Origin of the sequence: Stenotrophomonas africana, from assembly GCF_013004645.1 — a bacterium.
In the GTDB taxonomy this organism is placed as follows: Bacteria; Pseudomonadota; Gammaproteobacteria; order Xanthomonadales; family Xanthomonadaceae; genus Stenotrophomonas; species Stenotrophomonas africana.
Map to the genome: position 1 here is coordinate 168,536 of NZ_JABEME010000001.1, position 16,487 is coordinate 185,022.

Annotated in this window: 18 protein-coding genes; 5 read left to right on the plus strand and 13 right to left on the minus strand. The window is 66.3% G+C overall.

The features are described 5' to 3' along the window. Positions 1-36 precede the first annotated feature (36 nt). The 3 genes from HLA98_RS01055 to grxD form a co-directional block, all read right to left on the minus strand. Complete coding sequence (locus tag HLA98_RS01055; RefSeq protein WP_049446486.1) at positions 37-3,258, minus strand: TonB-dependent receptor; 3,222 nt, start codon at positions 3,256-3,258, stop codon at positions 37-39. A 232-nt stretch (positions 3,259-3,490) separates the two neighbouring features. Further along, positions 3,491-4,267, minus strand: a complete 777-nt coding sequence (locus HLA98_RS01060) for an SDR family NAD(P)-dependent oxidoreductase (protein ID WP_057500257.1) — start codon at positions 4,265-4,267, stop codon at positions 3,491-3,493. Next, complete coding sequence (grxD, locus tag HLA98_RS01065) at positions 4,264-4,584, minus strand: Grx4 family monothiol glutaredoxin (protein ID WP_005408852.1); 321 nt, start codon at positions 4,582-4,584, stop codon at positions 4,264-4,266. Before grxD ends, HLA98_RS01060 begins: the two co-directional genes overlap by 4 nt. Before the next feature lie 120 nt (positions 4,585-4,704). Between grxD and HLA98_RS01070 the strand changes: the two genes are divergently transcribed. After that, a complete protein-coding gene (locus HLA98_RS01070; RefSeq protein ID WP_057500256.1) occupies positions 4,705-5,283 on the plus strand; it encodes a superoxide dismutase in 579 nt (192 codons plus the stop codon). Between the two features lie 75 nt (positions 5,284-5,358). Here HLA98_RS01070 and HLA98_RS01075 read toward each other — a convergent pair whose 3' ends face one another. The 3 genes from HLA98_RS01075 to purE form a co-directional block, all read right to left on the minus strand. Further along, on the minus strand, positions 5,359-5,700 hold the full coding sequence (locus HLA98_RS01075) for a carboxymuconolactone decarboxylase family protein (protein ID WP_057500255.1): 342 nt from the start codon (positions 5,698-5,700) through the stop codon (positions 5,359-5,361). A 111-nt stretch (positions 5,701-5,811) separates the two neighbouring features. Beyond that, positions 5,812-6,960: a 5-(carboxyamino)imidazole ribonucleotide synthase gene (locus HLA98_RS01080; RefSeq protein WP_057500254.1), complete on the minus strand. Its 1,149-nt coding sequence runs from the start codon at positions 6,958-6,960 to the stop codon at positions 5,812-5,814. Next, positions 6,957-7,460, minus strand: a complete 504-nt coding sequence (gene purE, locus HLA98_RS01085; protein WP_005412808.1) for a 5-(carboxyamino)imidazole ribonucleotide mutase — start codon at positions 7,458-7,460, stop codon at positions 6,957-6,959. Before purE ends, HLA98_RS01080 begins: the two co-directional genes overlap by 4 nt. Positions 7,461-7,518: 58 nt before the next feature. On the opposite strand from purE, the gene HLA98_RS01090 reads away from it, so the two are divergent. The 4 genes from HLA98_RS01090 to HLA98_RS01105 all read left to right on the plus strand — a co-directional run bounded on the left by HLA98_RS01090 (position 7,519) and on the right by HLA98_RS01105 (position 10,226). Further along, positions 7,519-7,788 (plus strand): Trm112 family protein, encoded by a 270-nt coding sequence (locus tag HLA98_RS01090; RefSeq protein WP_005408847.1) that lies wholly within the window; start codon positions 7,519-7,521, stop codon positions 7,786-7,788. Next, positions 7,785-8,636, plus strand: coding sequence for a carboxylating nicotinate-nucleotide diphosphorylase (gene nadC / locus HLA98_RS01095; RefSeq protein WP_057500253.1), 852 nt, complete (start codon positions 7,785-7,787; stop codon positions 8,634-8,636). The genes HLA98_RS01090 and nadC overlap by 4 nt, the downstream gene beginning before the upstream one ends. A gap of 170 nt (positions 8,637-8,806) precedes the next feature. Next, positions 8,807-9,808 (plus strand): DUF2272 domain-containing protein, encoded by a 1,002-nt coding sequence (locus HLA98_RS01100; RefSeq protein ID WP_057500252.1) that lies wholly within the window; start codon positions 8,807-8,809, stop codon positions 9,806-9,808. A 67-nt stretch (positions 9,809-9,875) separates the two neighbouring features. After that, positions 9,876-10,226 (plus strand): DUF3301 domain-containing protein, encoded by a 351-nt coding sequence (locus tag HLA98_RS01105; protein ID WP_057500251.1) that lies wholly within the window; start codon positions 9,876-9,878, stop codon positions 10,224-10,226. A gap of 104 nt (positions 10,227-10,330) precedes the next feature. On the opposite strand, the gene HLA98_RS01110 is transcribed toward HLA98_RS01105, so the two are convergent. The 7 genes from HLA98_RS01110 to HLA98_RS01140 all read right to left on the minus strand — a co-directional run bounded on the left by HLA98_RS01110 (position 10,331) and on the right by HLA98_RS01140 (position 16,415). Further along, positions 10,331-10,783, minus strand: a complete 453-nt coding sequence (locus HLA98_RS01110) for a ClpXP protease specificity-enhancing factor (RefSeq protein WP_049446475.1) — start codon at positions 10,781-10,783, stop codon at positions 10,331-10,333. 84 nt (positions 10,784-10,867) lie between these two features. Further along, positions 10,868-11,503, minus strand: coding sequence for a glutathione S-transferase N-terminal domain-containing protein (locus tag HLA98_RS01115; RefSeq protein WP_032128879.1), 636 nt, complete (start codon positions 11,501-11,503; stop codon positions 10,868-10,870). A 134-nt stretch (positions 11,504-11,637) separates the two neighbouring features. Next, entirely contained in the window at positions 11,638-12,387 is a 750-nt protein-coding gene (locus HLA98_RS01120) for a cytochrome c1 (protein ID WP_032128878.1), read from the minus strand. Further along, a complete protein-coding gene (locus HLA98_RS01125) occupies positions 12,380-13,639 on the minus strand; it encodes a cytochrome b (protein WP_032128877.1) in 1,260 nt (419 codons plus the stop codon). Before HLA98_RS01125 ends, HLA98_RS01120 begins: the two co-directional genes overlap by 8 nt. Further along, positions 13,639-14,259: a ubiquinol-cytochrome c reductase iron-sulfur subunit gene (gene petA / locus HLA98_RS01130; protein ID WP_010486121.1), complete on the minus strand. Its 621-nt coding sequence runs from the start codon at positions 14,257-14,259 to the stop codon at positions 13,639-13,641. The genes HLA98_RS01125 and petA overlap by 1 nt, the downstream gene beginning before the upstream one ends. Before the next feature lie 220 nt (positions 14,260-14,479). Continuing rightward, entirely contained in the window at positions 14,480-15,400 is a 921-nt protein-coding gene (locus tag HLA98_RS01135; RefSeq protein ID WP_057500250.1) for a lytic transglycosylase domain-containing protein, read from the minus strand. Between the two features lie 46 nt (positions 15,401-15,446). Continuing rightward, the gene (locus tag HLA98_RS01140; RefSeq protein WP_057500249.1) at positions 15,447-16,415 is read right to left on the minus strand and encodes a helix-turn-helix transcriptional regulator; all 969 of its coding nucleotides are present in this window, start codon (positions 16,413-16,415) and stop codon (positions 15,447-15,449) included. Positions 16,416-16,487 lie beyond the last annotated feature (72 nt).

Below are 16,487 nucleotides of genomic sequence, written 5' to 3' on the forward strand. Positions count from 1 at the left end.
CGGCCGTTTTCACTTACTGCTTCAGGTTCTGACGGATCAGAACTTGTACTTCAGGGTCAGCTGCATCGACCAGCGCGACACTGCGGTGTTGCCCTTGTCGTTGTTGTTTTCCTGCACCTGCGCGTTGTCGGTCGAACCCGTGAACGAGTACACGTACTTGCCGGTGGCCGGATCGATACCCGCGTAGTTGGCAACGCGACGGGTCGAGTAGAAGCCGTAGTCGTCGATCAGGCCCCACTTCTTGTTCAGCAGGTTGCCGACATTCATGATGTCCAGGGCAACTTCACCCTTGTGACCCTTCATGAAGCCCGGGAATTCCTGGCTGACGCGGACGTCGAAGCTGTTGACCCACGAGGCGCGGTGCGAGTTGGCCGGGACCACGCTGCCACGGTAGGCATCGAGCTCCGGGTTCTGCGCCAGCCAGTCGAAGAACGCCTTCTCCATCGTGGCGCCGCCGGTGAACTTCACGTCGCCCGGGCCCTTCGGCACGTAGAACAGGTCGTTGGTGGTCGCACCGTCGCCGTTGGCATCGTTGTAGAAGATGTAGCTGTACGGACGGCCCGAACGGCCTTCGTAGAACAGGCCGACGCGGGTGGCGTTGTCACCGAAGAAGTTGTGCTTCCACTCCAGGGTGCCGGTGATACGGTCCTTCATCGCGTAGCGCGAATTGTAGGCGACGTTCTCGTTGGCATTGAAGATCAGCGTGTTGTTCCAGTTCGAGGTGTTCTGCGAGCTGGACAGCGGGCTGACTTCGGTCGACTTGGTGTAGGTGTAACCCAGCGACCAGCCCCAGTTCTCGGTCAGCGGCTTGGCCAGCGAGAAGGTAGCCTGGGTGCCGCGGCCCTTGTCGGTGTTGCGCAGAACCAGCACATCGCCGATGTCGGACGGACGGTTGGCACGGTCGACCGCATTCTTGGTGCCGGTGGAGATGCCGTAGTCGACACCCTTGTCGATACGGGTATTGGCCTGGTTCTGGCCCGCAGCATTCCAGTAGATCGCACGGCCGTCCTGACCGGTGGCGGTCGGAGCCGACACGTCCAGACGGTCGAAGTAGATGCCGTCCTTGACCTTGGTGAACAGCACTTCGGCCGACGCCACGATGCCGTACCACGGCAGCTCATGGTCGAACGCCAGGTTGGCCTTCCACACCGACGGCAGGCGGGTGCCCGGCGCGATGATGTCGACGTTCTGACGGGCCGAAGCCGGGCCACCGGCCGGGATGTACGGGTTCTTGCCATCCGGGGTGAAAGCACCGGCCGGGATGCTGCGCTCGTCGTACTCGATGTAGTTCAGGCCGGTGTTCTGGTAGGCACCTGCCAGCCACACGTTCGGGGCAGCGCCACCGAACAGGCCCACGCCACCGCGCAGCTGGGTCGGGCGCTCGCTGTCGAAGGTGTAGTTGAAGCCGACGCGCGGCTGCACCAGGTTCTTGTCCACCAGCTTGGTGTTGTTGAAGCCGTACAGCTGCTCGATGCGCGGGTTGTACAGACGCTGGGTGCTGAAGTCAGGCATGTCGATGCGCACGCCGAACATCAGGTTCAGGTTGTAGTTGATCGCCCAGGTGTCCTGGATGAACACACCGGTGTTCTTCAGGGTGAAGTCGGCCGGGATGTCGCTGCGGCTGCCATCAGCGCGCGGCGCACGCAGCTGGTAGCGCGACGCCTTGCCTGCCAGGAAGTCGTTGACGCTGTTGAACTCGTACACGCCGTTGAGATTGCGGCCGTAGAAGTTCATCAGCTCGTTCTTCGAGTAATCGAAACCGAACTTGACGGTGTGATCACCGATGTACCAGGTACCGGCACCGAAGGCGCTCAGTTCCTTCGACTCGACGATGTTGACGTGGGTGTTCTGCTCGGTACCGACGTACAGCGAGTCATTGCCCGACTTGATGCGGATCTGCGGCATGTCGACCAGCGGAACGCGGTTGGCCGAGTAATCCTTGTGCGAGACCTTGAACTCGGTCGAGAAGTTCTCGGACCAGTCACTGAACAGTTCACCCATCCAGGTTTCGTATTCGGTCGGCTGCTGGTACCAGAAGTTGCTCAGCGAGATGGCGCTGCTGCTGACCTGCGGGAAGCGGACGACGTTCTGCTCCATCTTGTTGTAGCGCAGGGCCGCACGGTGGTTCTCGTTGATGTTCCAGTCCAGCTTGACCGCGTACTCTTCGATCTCGGTCTTGCTGTTCGGCGCCGACAGGCTGCCCGGGTCGTAGCCCAGCTTGCCCAGGAAGTTCTGGACATCGGTGATCTGCTGCTGGGTGATGGTGCCACGGCCGATCGGCGTGTCGCTCAGGGAAACGCCGGCAGCCGCACGCTCGTACTTTTCATAGTTGGTGAAGAAGAACAGCTTGTCCTTGACGATCGGGCCGCCGAAGGTCATGCCGTAGGTCTTCTCGTCCTCGAAGCCGTTGAAGTCCTGCTTGTCACCTTCCAGGCGCGAACGGACCATGTCCTTGTCGCGGTACGAACCGTACACGGTGCCGTGGAATTCATTGGTGCCCGACTTGGTCACGGCGTTGATCACCGCACCGGTACCACCGGCGATGGTGGTGTCGTAGTTGGCCAGGTCGATGTTGATTTCCTGGATGGCGTCCATCGACACCGGCTGACGCTCGGTCGGCAGGTTGTTGGAGCCCAGGCCGAACGGATCCGAGGCGCTGATACCGTCGATGCGGATGGCGTTGTAACGGGTGTTCTGGCCACCGGCCGAGATCGCGCCGTCAGCTTTGCTGACCTGCGAGATGCGCGGATCCAGGCGGACGTAGTCCTGGATGTTGCGGCTGGCCGACGGCAGTGCATCCATCGTTTCGCGGGTCACGTTGGTGCCGGTGCCCATCTTGTTGGCGCTGAACAGGTCCAGGCCGCCGGCAGTGGCGACAACGTTCACCGCGTCCAGGTTGGTCGCAGCCAGATCACCGCCCAGGTTGGCATTGACGGTGTTGACCTGGTTCAGGTTCAGGTAGACACCTTCTTCGGTCTTGGTGCCTTCACCGGGCTTGTTGATGGTGATGGTGTACGGACCACCCACGCGCAGGCCGCGCGCGTTGTAGCGACCCGACGCATCGGTGGTGGCACGCGAAACAGTGCCCGACTCGGTGTGGGTGATGGTGACTTCAGCGCCGGCAACAGGCTGGCCTGCGGCGGACATCACCTGGCCGCCGACACCGGCGGAGGTGCTGCTCTGAGCGAAGGCGGGAGCGGCGGCGAGTGCGGCCACGAGACCAAGGGTAAGCTTGGACATCCGGAGTGGGTGGGTCATTTTTCGGTAGCCTCGATGCGAGTTGGCGATGGCGGAAAAAAAGCGCATCCAAACAGCCCTGCGGGTGGCTGGTCGGAGAGTTATCTGGGGTTCCCTACCGCTTGGCTGAAGGCAGCCACAACGGTTAACACTAGATTAACACGCTACGCCATCAATGTGACGGTTGTGCGACAAACGGCACCGGATCGCAACGCAATCGTGACGGGTTCTTCACTCTGCCTTTCCCCCGACCTCATTCCGGCAGGGGCGCCTCACTGGCGTTGAGAATCCGGCCCCGCCAGGCATGCCCCGCGCTGGACAGCAGAGTCACGGCCGCAGCAGCGGCGGCCTCCGGGCCTTGGGCGGCCGGGTCCTGGTCGACGGAATAGGCACGGGCGCGCAGCGCCGTGCGCAGCGGGCCGGGGTACAGGCCACTGACCCGTACCGGGCTGCGGCCGAGTTCGTCGTGCAGGCTGGTGATCAGCCCGCGCAGACCATGCTGGGCGACGCCATACCCACCCCAATAGGCCTGCCCGACCCGTTCGGGGGCATCCACTGCAAACACCAGCGCCGCGTCTTCGCGCTGCCGCAGCAGCGGCAGGCAGGCCTGGGCCAACCAGGCGGGCGCAGTCAGGGTGACATGGATGGCACGGGCGAAGCTGGCCGGGTCGGCCAGTTCGAACGGGGTCAGGCCCGGGAAGTGAGCGGCACAGACCAGCAGGCCGTCCAGCCGCCCCAGCTCGCGCTGCAGGGCCTGGGCCAGCTCGGCATAGTCATCGGGGCCTGCGCCTTCCAGGTCCAACGGGTACAGCAGGGGTTCCGGGCCGACAGCCTGGACCTGGGCGTAGACACGGTCCAGGCGGCGCGGCTTGCGGCCCAGCAGGACCACGGTGGCCCCGGCGGCCGCAGAGGCAACCGCCGCTGCACTGCCCAATCCGCCACCGGCGCCGGCAACCAGCACCACGCGATCCTGCAACGGGCGGCCATCGAGCGCCCCGTTGGTCGGTGACGTCGATGGCCAGGCACTCATCCCTGGGTCGCCTCTTCGACGATGCGCTTGAGCTCGCCGGCTTCGAACAGCTCCAGCACGATGTCGCAGCCGCCGATCAACTCACCGTTGATGAACAGCTGCGGGAACGTCGGCAGGTTGGAGAATCGCGGCAGGTTGGCGCGGATCTCGGGTTCTTCCAGCACGTTGACGGTGCGCAGGGTGACGGCGCCGGCGGCCATCAACGCCTGTACGGCGCGGCTGGAGAAGCCGCACATCGGGTATTGCGGGGTACCCTTCATGAACAGCACGAGCGGGTAACGATCGACCTCGGCCTGGATTTGCTGCATTACCGCCACAACCTCACTCCTTGCTTCGCCGGACAAACCGACCGTGATGGTCGGCTAGACTGCCCACGGTAGCCGCCATTGTAAGCGGATGGAACCGGCTGCCGCCGCCCCCTGGCCACGAACCTGTCCATGCCTGTCGAATTGCCTGCCTTGCCCTATCTTCCCGGCTCCCTGCAGCCGCACCTGTCCGCACAGACCGTGGAACTGCATCACGGCCGCCACCATCGCGCCTATGTGGATGCCGTCAACGCTGGCATCCTCGGCACCGAGTGGGAGGACGCGTCGCTGGAGGAGATCGTCCGCCATGCCCAGGGCACGCTGTTCGATGCCGCCGCCCAGGCCTGGAACCACGGCTTCTACTGGCAGTGCCTGCGCCCGCGCGGTGGCGGTGAGCCCCAAGGGCGGTTGGGCGAGCAGGTGAAGCGGCAGTTCGGCGACGTGCAGCGCCTGCGCGAGGAGTTCAACCGCACCGCGCTGGGCCTGTTCGGCTCCGGCTGGGTATGGCTGGTGCAGCACCCCGGCGGCCAGCTGGGCCTGCAGGCCACCCGCAATGCCGGCACGCCGATGACCGGTGAAAGCATCCCGCTGCTGTGCTGCGACGTCTGGGAGCACGCGTACTACACCGACTACCAGAATGACCGCGCACGTTACCTGGACGCGTTCTGGCAGATGGTCAACTGGGAATTCGCCGAGAGCCAGCTGCGCTGACCCCCTGTAGAGCCGAGCCCATGCTCGGTTGCTGTCCGGCCAGCCGAGCATGGGCTCGGCTCTACAGATGAAGCTTCACGCGCCCTCGTGCGCGGCCACCGCGTCCATCACCCGCGCTGAATACACCAGCGCAGCGCCGGCATTGAGCGACACCGCTACACCGAGCGCCTCGGCGATTTCCTCGCGGCTGGCGCCCTGCTTCAGCGCCGCGTCCACGTGCACGGTGATGCAGCCGTCACAGCGGGTCGTGACTGCCACCGCCAACGCGATCAGTTCACGGGTCTTGGCATCCAGGTGGTTGGTCTGGGCGCCGGCGTTGGCCAGGGTGGCGTAGCCCTTGACTGTGTCGGGCGAGAGCTTGCCGATCTCGCCGATGCGGCCCTTCAGTTCCTTGCGATAGGCATTCCAGTCGAGCATGGGGGTGACTCCTGTGAAAGGAGCTCCACGCTACCACCGGAAATGTTGCGCCAATGCCTGCACCGGCGCGCCACATCGTTGCATTGCCGGCCAGCGGCCGGCACTACCGGCTCAGCGGTTGCGCAGCGCGTGTACGGCCGGCGCCACCTGGGCCTGGCGGTCCAGCTCCAGGCCAACCTGGTCCAGCGCATCGGCCAGTGCAGCGGCATCATCGTCACGCAGGGTGGCATGGCCGACCTTGCGGCCCGCGCGCGCTTCCTTGCCGTAGTCATGCCAGTGGCCGCTGGCCTGGGCCAGTACCGGTGCCGGGTCGGGCATCGCGCCCAGCCAGTTCAGCATGCAGGCATGACCGAGCATGCGGGTGCTGCCCAGCGGCAGGCCCAGCACGGCACGCAGATGGTTCTCGAACTGCGAGGTCTCGCTGCCTTCGATGGTCCAGTGGCCGGAGTTGTGCACCCGCGGCGCCATCTCGTTGGCCAGCAGTTCGCCATCGCGGCAGAACAGCTCCAGCGCGAACACGCCGACGTACTGCAGATGCTCGGCGATGCGACGGGCATAGCCGATCGCGGCCTGCTGCTCGGCGTCGGACAGCACCGCCGGTGCCACGCTGGCAGACAGCACGCCGTCGACATGCCAGTTGCCTGTGACCGGCCAGGCCTCGAAACTGCCATCGCGGCCGCGCACGGCGACCACGCTGACCTCGCGCTGGAAGGCAACGAAGCCCTCCAGGATCAGCCCGGTACGCTCGACCTGCGCACCCAGCGCATCCCACGCGGCGTCGATGTCGGCCTCGCTGCGCAGGCGGAACTGGCCCTTGCCGTCGTAGCCAAGGCGGCGGGTCTTGAGGATGCACGGCAGGCCGAACTCGACAGCCTTCGCAGCCAGCTCGTCACGGCTGCGGATGTCAGCGAAGGCCGGCAGCGGGATGCCCAGCTGCTGGAACAGGGCCTTCTCGCTCAACCGGTCCTGGGCCACCGCCAGCGCGGCCGGCGGCGGGTAGACCGGCACGCGGTCGGCCAGGAACTGGGCACTGTCGGCGGGCACGTTCTCGAAATCGAAGGTGACCACGTCGACCTTGGCGGCGAAATCCGCCAGCGCCTGGCGGTCATCGAAGGCACCGACGGTGAGCGGCGCCAGCGGGCCGCTGCAGGCGTCGGCTGCCGGGTCGTACAGTTCGAAGCGCAATCCCAGCGGCGCACCGGCCAGAACCATCATGCGGGCGAGCTGGCCGCCGCCCAGGATGCCGACGGTCAGGCTCATTGGCGCGGATCGTCGTGGGCCATCACGTCTTCGGTCTGGCGCGCACGGAAAGCGTCGAGCGCCTGGCCGATCGCCGGCTGGTCGCTGGCCAGCATCGCAGCGGCGAACAGCGCGGCGTTGGAGGCGCCGGCATTGCCGATGGCGAAGGTGGCAACCGGAATGCCGGCCGGCATCTGCACGATCGACAGCAGCGAATCCATGCCGTTGAGCGCCTTGGACTGCACCGGCACGCCCAGCACCGGCACGGCGGTCTTGGCGGCGATCATGCCCGGCAGATGCGCGGCTCCGCCCGCACCGGCGATGATCGCGCGCAGGCCACGCGGGCCCGCCTGCTCGGCGTAACTGAACAACACATCCGGCGTCCGATGCGCGGACACCACCTTCACTTCGAACGGAACACCCAGGGCTTCAAGCTTCTGGGCGGCGTGCTGCATGGTTTCCCAGTCGGAACGGGAACCCATGACGATGCCGACAAGCGGCGCGATCGGGTTGGGGGTCATTGGCCGTCACCTGCCTTAAAGACGTATTCTAGCCATCTTCCACGCAAGACGAAGAACCATGGATCGCAAGCTGCTCGACCTGCTGGTGTCACCGGACACCCGCCAGCCCCTGTCCCTGCTGGATGGCAAGGGCCTGGAAGCCCTCAACAAGGCCATCTCCGCCGGCGCGGTGAACAAGGCCGATGGCAACCCGCTGGCGCAGCCGCTGCGCGAAGCGCTGGTCACCCGCGACCGCAAGCAGGTGTTCCGGGTTGACGACGGCATCCCGGTGCTGCTGGCCGAAGAAGCCATCCCCACCGCTCAGATCGCCGACTTCCCGGCCGCATGAGCACGCTGCCGACGCCGGATGCGGCCGTTGTCGCCGCCGATGTCGCGCGTGCGCTGGCCGAGGACCTGGGCAGCGGTGACGTCACCGCCGCTCTGTTGCCCGACCAGGCCGACAGCGCTTACCTGCTGTGCAAGCAGGACGGGGTGATTGCCGGCCGCCCCTGGTTCGATGCCACCCACCGCGCACTCGACCCGGACGTGCGTATCGAATGGCAGGTTTCCGAAGGCGACGCCGTCACCGCAGGCACCGTGCTGGCCCTGCTGCACGGGCGCAGCCGCAGCCTGGTCAGCGCCGAGCGCACTTCGCTGAACTTCCTGCAGACGCTGTCCGGCACTGCCACCACCACGGCCCGCTACGTGGCTGCTGTGGCCGGCACCGGCACGCGCATCCTCGATACCCGCAAGACCCTGCCCGGCCTGCGCCTGGCGCAGAAGTACGCCGTGCGCTGCGGCGGCGGCGAGAACCACCGCTTCGGCCTGTACGACACGGTGATGCTGAAGGAAAACCACATCCGTGCCGCCGGTTCGCTGGCTGCGGCGGTGGCTGCCGCGCGTCGGCAATGGCCCGCGCTGCCGCTGGTGGTCGAGGTGGAGGACCTGGCGCAGCTGCGCCAGGCGCTGGAAGCCGGTTGCGAACGCATTCTGCTGGATGACTTCAGCCCGGACCTGCGCCGTGAGGCGGTGCGTATCACGGCGGGCCGCATTCCCCTGGAAGTCTCCGGCAGCGTGGGCCTGGGCGGCCTGCGCTCGATCGCCGAGGATGGCGTCGACTGCATCTCCATCGGCGGCCTGACCAAGCATGTGCAGGCCATCGATCTGTCGCTGAAACTGGGCCCGCCGCCGGGTTGAGGCCGGCAGGACTTGTAGAGCCGAGCCTCCGCTCGGCTGCTTATCGATGTGCGGCGCGCCCTGCACGCGCTTCGCGCGATGAGCCGGGCATGGGCCCGGCTCTACACGCCTTCACGGCTCGGCTACGGCCGCCTCTGCGACGCTGCGGGCACCCCCCACAGGAGCCGCGCATGCGCCGGATGCTCTTGCCTGCCTGCCTGCTGCTGGCCGCGGCCCCCTTGTCCGCAGCGGCGGCCGAAGCCTGCGATGTGCCACCACGTTTCGGCCTGAGCCCATTGGCGGTGGCCATCCGCAATACCGCCTGCAACGAGCACCGGCTGTGGTTCCGGCCCTTCATTGATCGTGATGGCCGCGCCGCCAGCCTCAGTCTCACCGAGGCCGAAAGCGATCACCTGGCCGACAACGGGCTGATCGCCTGGCAGCGCGTGGCCGGCTACTGGCGCAACAGCGGCACGCTCAACGCCATGGGCAGCATCGCCGGCGCCAGCAGCTGCCTGGCACCGCTGGGCACGCGCTATACCGACAGTGACTGCCGCGCGTTCCTGGTCGACAACCCGTGGTCGGCCGCCTTCATTTCCTGGGTCATGGTGCGCGCCGGTGTGCCCGGCTTCAATACCTCGCCACGCCACATCGACTACATCCGTGCCGCGTACCAGGGCGGCCCCTCGGGCGTACCGTACCGGCTGGTCGATCCTGCGACCACAAAGCCCGCACCGGGTGATCTGCTGTGCTTCCTGCGCGACCGCAGCAGCACGCTCAGCTACAGCGGGTTGGTGCAGGCGCTGGGCAACGGCTCGGTGGGCCACTGGAAGTCACATTGCGAAGTGGTGGTGGCCGCAAATCTCGGGGGCGACCAGACCCTGTACCTGGTGGGCGGCAATGTGATGAACACGGTGGCGATGCGGTTGCTGCAGCTGGATCGTACGGGGCTGATCAAGCTGCCTCCGGCGCGCGAACGCAACAGCACCGGCATCGACCCCAGCTGCACGCCAGGCCGCGAGGACGAATGCAGCTTCAACCGCCAGGACTGGGCAGCGCTGCTGCAACTGACCGCCACATCACCGCTGGTGATGCCCTCCCCCACTGCGACGCCAATGCAGCCCGCGCCTGCGCCGCAACCGGTGGTCGTGCCCGCGCAACCGGTGTCCAGCGAACCGCAGCCGCGGCGGTGAATGCAGCGCTTGATCCAGCGCGCGTTCGCCGCCATCTTTGCGGGATCGACCTCTGACGGCTGACGCCATGCCCACCCTGCTGCTGTTGCTGATTGCCGGCGGAATCATCTATTTCTTCTGGAACGCGGCGCGTTCAGCCGCCGAGCGCGCGGTCGAGCTGGGGCGCAATGCCTGCCGCGCAGCCGACGTGCAATGGCTGGACCAGGCGGTGCACGCCACCGGCCTGCGCCTGTCGCGCGGCGAGGATGGCCAGCTCGGTTTCGAGCGCACCTTCAAGTTCGAGTATTCCTACGATGGCATCGATCGCCACGTGGGCCGCATGGTGCTGCGCGGCGACCAGCTGATCTCATTTACCGGCCCGGGCGCAGCGCGGATCAGCCAGATCCGCGCGGACGTGGACGATGCCGAGGATGTGTAAGGACTGAAGGTGTGCCGACCAACGGTCGGCACCCACACAATTCCGGCACCCACCGGTGAATCCTGCAAAGGAAAACGCCGCCCAGCGGGGCGGCGTCGGAGACATTACTTGACCACGCGCAGGTTCGGGCGCCCCTTCGGCGGCGGACTGGCCGGCGGCGTATCGTCCGGCGGCGTGCCTTCCTCGTGCAGCAGCTCGTCGCTGGTCGGAGCGGTTTCGCTGCCCGGAATGTCATCCGGCAGCGCCATGCCCTGCCCGGTCTCGCGGGCGTAGACGGCCAGCACGGCGCTGATCGGCACCTGCACCGGATAGCTGGTACCGGAGAAGCGCGCCGAGAAGCTCACCATCTCGTTGTCGATCATCAGCCGCACGACAGCACGTTCGGCGATGTTGAGCACAACCCGGCCATCCTTGATCGCCGAAGGCGGCACCTGCACGCCGGGAACGCCGGCGTCGACCAGGATGTGCGGGGTCAGCTGGTTGTCGTTGATCCATTCCACCAGCGCCCGCAGCAGGTACGGGCGGTGGCTGGTCATGTGGAAGAAGTCTTCGGTCATGCGTGAAGTGTACGCGCCCGGCGCCCTGCCGGGGCGGATCGCCGGCACGCCGGTCGGCGTGCAGACGGGTAAGGTGAGGCAGGATCAGCCCGGCAGATCGCGCAGCTTCTTTTCCTGGTCGGTCAGGCTGCGGACAAAGCCCGGATGGCGGAAGATGCGGTTGCCGTAGTCTTCAATGGCCTTGCCGTCCTTCGGCAGCGGCACATCCAGTGACTGCAGGCGCCAGATGATCGGCGCCATCGCGCAGTCGGCCAGGCTCATTTCCGGGTTGAGGAAGAACTTGCTGGCCTTGAACAGCGGCAGCGAGGCGGTCAGCAGTTCCTTCAGGCGCTTGCGGCCGGCCTCGGCCTGGGTCTTGTTGCCCAGCTGGATGGCCTGCACCTGCGGCACCCAGTCGTGCTCGATGCGCAGCATGGCCAGGCGGATGCGCGCACGCGAGAGCGGATCGACCGGCATCAGCGGCGGATGCGGGTAGCGCTCGTCGAGGTATTCGCTGACCACCGACGCGGCGTAAAGCACCAGTTCGCGTTCGACCAGGGTCGGCACCGAGTGGTACGGATTGAGGTCGATCAGGTCTTCAGGCGGGTTCTGTGGATCGACCGGAACGAAGTCGAAGGTCACACCCTTGGCCGCCAGGACCAGGCGTACACGGTGGCACAGTACATCGTCGTTCGAGGAAAACAGCGTCAGTGTATTGCGCATGCGTACGCTCGCCGCCATCAAAGGCTCTCCCACGACAGGAGACCGCCTGCCGCATCGGCGCCGCCGGCACCGTGCCGGCGATCGACTCCTCCCCGAGTGTGCAACCGACCATCACAAAAGCCAATAGGCCCGTGCGATGGCCGGCGGCAGATTCAGTGAACGTCCTTCCAGTATTCCTTCTTCAACAGATACAGCAGGAAGGTCAGCAGGGCCAGGAACAGGATCACCCACACGCCCAGTTGCTGGCGCTTGAGCGCGGCCGGTTCGCCTGCATATTCGAGGAAGTTGGTGATGTCACGCACTGCCTGGTCGTACTGTCCGGCATCGACGTTGCCTGGCGTTTCCAGGCGCAGGCCGGTCACCGGCGGATCCATGCCCGGCGCCTCCGGCTTGCCATGCACGGCATGCTGCAGGCCCTGCATTTCCCACAGCGGGTTGGGCATGGACGCGTTGGCGAACAGCGCGTTGTTCCAGCCCAGCGGCCGGCTGCTGTCCAGGTAGAACGACTTGAGGTAGGTGTAGACCCAGTCACTGCCGCGCACACGCGCAATCAGGCTGAGGTCCGGCGGCATCTTGCCGAACCACTTCTCTGCGTTCTCCTTGGGCATCGCCACCGGGATCGGATCGCCGATCGCCGAGCCGGTGAAGTTGAGGTTGTTCATCACCTCCTCTTCGGTCAGGCCCAGATCCTGCGCCATACGCGAATAGCGCAGGTATTTCAGCGCGTGGCAGCCGGAGCAGTAGTTCATGTACAGCTGCGCGCCGCGCTGCAGCGAAGCGCGGTCGCCGAGGTCGTTGCCGGCCTGCAGCAGCTTGGTGCCGCCCTCGGCGGCGGAGGCCAGGAAACTGCCCAGCATCAGGGCGGCCGTCAGGGCCAGCCGGACCATCCAGCGTTCAGTCATGGGTGGTCACCCTTTCCGGTACCGGCTTGGTCCTGTCCAATCGTGTCCATAGCGGCATGGTGATGAAGAACGCGAAGTACAGGAAGGTCAGCACCCGCCCGATGTAGGTCTCGTGCACGTCGGTGCCGGGGCCGGAACCGATCACGCCCAGCCACACGAAGCACACCGCCAGCACGCCCAGCATCACCTTCGAGATCCAGCCGCGGTAGCGCACCGATTTCACCTTCGCCTTGTCCAGCCACGGCACCAGGAACAGGATCGCGATGGCCGAGAACATCACCAGCACGCCGCCCAGCTTGTTCGGTACCACGCGCAACATCGCGTAGTACGGCGTGTAGTACCAGACCGGCTTGATGTGTTCCGGGGTCACCAGACGGTTGGCCTCGGTGAAGTTGTCGTGCTCCAGGAACAGGCCGCCGAAACCCGGCGCGAAGAAGATGATGAAGGCGGCGATGATCAGCAGGAAGCCGGCGCCGACACCATCCTTGAGCGTGTAGTACGGGTGGAACGGAATGCCGTCGGCCGGTGCGTTCGGCGACCAGCGGTTGCCCTTGGGCCCCTTCTTGATCTCCACGCCGTCCGGGTTGTTCGACCCCACTTCATGCAGCGCACCCAGGTGCAGCACCACCAGCAACAGCAGCACCAGCGGCAGGGCGATGACGTGCAGTGCGAAGAAGCGGTTGAGCGTGGCATCACTGGGCAGGTAGTCGCCCATGATCCATTCGGTCAGGCCGTTGCCGATCACCGGTATCGCGCCGAACAGCGAGATGATCACCTTGGCGCCCCAGAACGACATCTGGCCCCACGGCAGCACGTAGCCCATGAAGGCTTCGGCCATCAACACCAGGTAGATCAGCATGCCCAGGATCCACACCAGCTCGCGCGGCTTCTGGTAGCTGCCGTACAGCAGGCCACGGAACATGTGCAGGTAGACCACGATGAAGAACAGCGAGGCACCGGTGGAGTGCATGTAGCGGATCAGCCAGCCCCACTCCACATCACGCATGATGTATTCGATGGAGCCGAACGCCTCGGCGGCGTTGGTCTTGTAGTGCATCGTCAGGAAGATGCCGGTGACGATCTGATTGACCAGCACCAGCAGCGCCAGCGAACCGAAGTAGTACCAGATGTTGAAGTTCTTCGGCGCGTAGTATTCGCTGACGTGCTTGCGGTAGACCGGCATCAGGCCGGGCGCGCGCGCGTTGACCCAGTCGGCCACGCCGCTGGCGGTACGGCTGAGGATATTGGCCATCAGGCAGCCCCCTGCGGATCGACACCGATGATGATGGTGTTGTCGTCCTGGTAGTGGTGCGCGGGCACCTTCAGGTTGATCGGTGCCGGCACGTCCTTGAAGACACGACCGGACATGTCGAAGCGCGACTTGTGGCAGGGGCAGAAGTAGCCGCCCTTCCACTGCGGGTCGTAGGGCTCAGGCCGGATCTCGGCGACCATTTCCGGCGAGCAGCCCAGGTGCGTGCACAGGCCGACCAGCACGGAGATATCCGGCTTGATCGAGCGCAGCTCGGGGTTCTGCTTCAGCACGTACTCCGGCTGCTGGTCCTTCTCGCCGGACTCGGGGTCCTTGAGACGGCCGTCCAGCCCGTGCAGCGCATCGAGGATCGCCTTGGACCGTTTGACGATCCAGATAGGCTGGCCACGCCATTCCACGATCAGGCGTTGGCCTTCCTGCAGGGCGCTGATGTCGGCCACCACCGGTGCGCCGGCAAGCTTGGCGCGGGCACTGGGGTTCCAGGATTTGATGAAAGGAACTGCGGTGAATCCGACGCCGACGGCGCCCACCACGGCTGTGGTGGCAGAAAGAAAACGCCGACGTCCGGTGTTGACTGGATCGTGTACCCCATCGTTGGCCATCCGGCACTCCGATATTGATTAGGTAGCTTTAAGGCTGCCAGCGGATCCGGTGGGGGCCAGAGCCGCATTGAATCACGGTCGAGTGTAGCGGAACCGTCGCGCGCCACACAACGCTCTTTGCAAGGAGTGCCGACTGACAGTCGGCGCCTACCAGTCCAAGGGCGTGCCGACCAACAGTCGGCACCTGACATTCAAGGGTGCGCCGACCAAAGGTCGGCACCTACTGGTGACTCAGGGCGGTGCGGTAACGCTCGGCCAGCTGGCCGACCCGCCGCACGTAGTACTGGGTCTCGCTGTAGGGCGGCACGCCACCGTGGCGGTCGACCGCGCCTTCGCCAGCGTTGTAGCCGGCTGCGGCAAGGGTCAGATCGCCATTGAAGCGCTTCAACAACCACGCAAGATACTGTACGCCGCCGCGGATGTTCTGCCCGGCATCGTAGGAGTCACTGACCCCGAAGCGCGCGGCGGTTGGCGGCATCAGCTGCATCAGCCCCTGCGCACCAGCGCGACTGAGCGCGGTCGGGTTGTAGGCCGACTCGGCGTGGATGATGGCCCGCACCACCGCCTCTTCCACGCCGAACTCGCGCGCGGCCGAGGTGATCTCGGTCTGGAAGGCCGAGGTGTTCAGGCGCACGGTGCCGAAGTCCACGCGTGGATTGACCCCGCACGCGTAGCAGCGCTCCATGAAGCTGTAGCGGATGGTCCGCACCGGGCCGAGGTTGGCGACCTGGGTCGGGCGCGCACTGGTGTAGTGCCGCACGCCGTCCTTCATGAAGGAATAGACCTGGCCGCTGACCATGCGCCCGGCGCGCGAGGCGGCCGGCTGTGCCGGAGCAGCTACGGGCGCGGGTGCAGGCGCAACCGTTGCCGGCGTTGCGGCGCTGGCGGCAACGGCAACCGGGTTGCGTTCGATGCTGGCAACCGTGGTCGGCGCTGGCCTGGGTGCGGCCACTACCGGACGCGGTGCCGGGCGGGTGTCCCGGCTGTAGCTGATGGTGCTGCAGCGCGCGCCAGCCACCCGCTTGCTCACATAGCTGGTGACGCCGTCAGCGCCCTGGCACTTGTACAGGGTTCCAGCGCTGGCCGGCGCAGCGGTCAGCGCAGCGATGATGATCGCCGTTGTCCCCAGTATCCCCTTCATGGCGGCGAGTGTCCCAGCTTCGCCGGGGCTTGCCAAGCGATGTGGCTCAGCCTGTGACCGGCGGCACAGCCAGCACCTGGCCCAGCCCGGCCAGGCGCTGGGCCAGTTCGTCGCGCAGACCCGGCGGGGTGGTCCACAGCGCCACAGGTATGCGGTCCAGGCTGAGAATCTGCGCCAGCATCATGCCGCGGCTCTCGGCGCCCATGCGCAGCAGGCAGTGATCGGGGCCATCCGCTTCCAGTACTCCACACCATGGCGGGATGCGGCCTTCCAGCTCGGAATGACTGCCGGCCAGGCGGAGGATGGCCTGCAGCGCGAACGGCGCCTGGCTGACCGCCTGCCGCACCATCACATCCGGCGGCGCCGGCGTGCGCCGGTGCATACCCGGCTCGGAACATTCGCGCACCGCCCCCATCCGGTCCACGCGCAGGGTGCGCCAGTCCTGCCGGCCGAGGTCCCAGGCCAGCAGGTACCAGCGCCGCCCGTAATTGACCAGGTGCTGGGCCTCGACCTCGCGCTGGGTCACCGCCTCCTGCGCGCTGCGGTACTCGAAGGCCAGCCGGGACGCCTGCCGGCAGTGCTGGGCCAGCCGTCCGAGCAGGCGTGCGTCGGTGGACGGAAGGTCGGACAAGGTGGCCGTCGCTGCATGCACTTCGCCAGCCTGCTGCCGGCGACGGGTCGGTACCAGCGGGTCGAGCTTGGACAACAGACCGCGCGCGGTGTCGTCGAGGCCAGCGACGGTCGCGGACGCGGCACGCAGGGCGATCGCCAGGGTGGTCGCCTCCTCCTCATCCAGCAGCATCGGCAGTACCGGTGCCCCCGCCCCCAGCTGGTAGCCGCCACCGACCCCGGACGAGGCCTGGACCGGATAGCCCAGTTCACGCAGTCGCTCGACATCACGGCGGATGCTGCGCCGGTCCACGCCCATGCGCTCGGCGAGCTCGGCCCCGGACCACTGGCGGCGGGCCTGCAGCAGGGCGATCAGGCGCAGCAGTCGATGGGCGGTATGGCGCATGAAGGATCGAGGACAGAAGTCGTCCGCAATAGTGCCTCAGGATGACCTCCAGTTCACCACCCACCGCAAGGA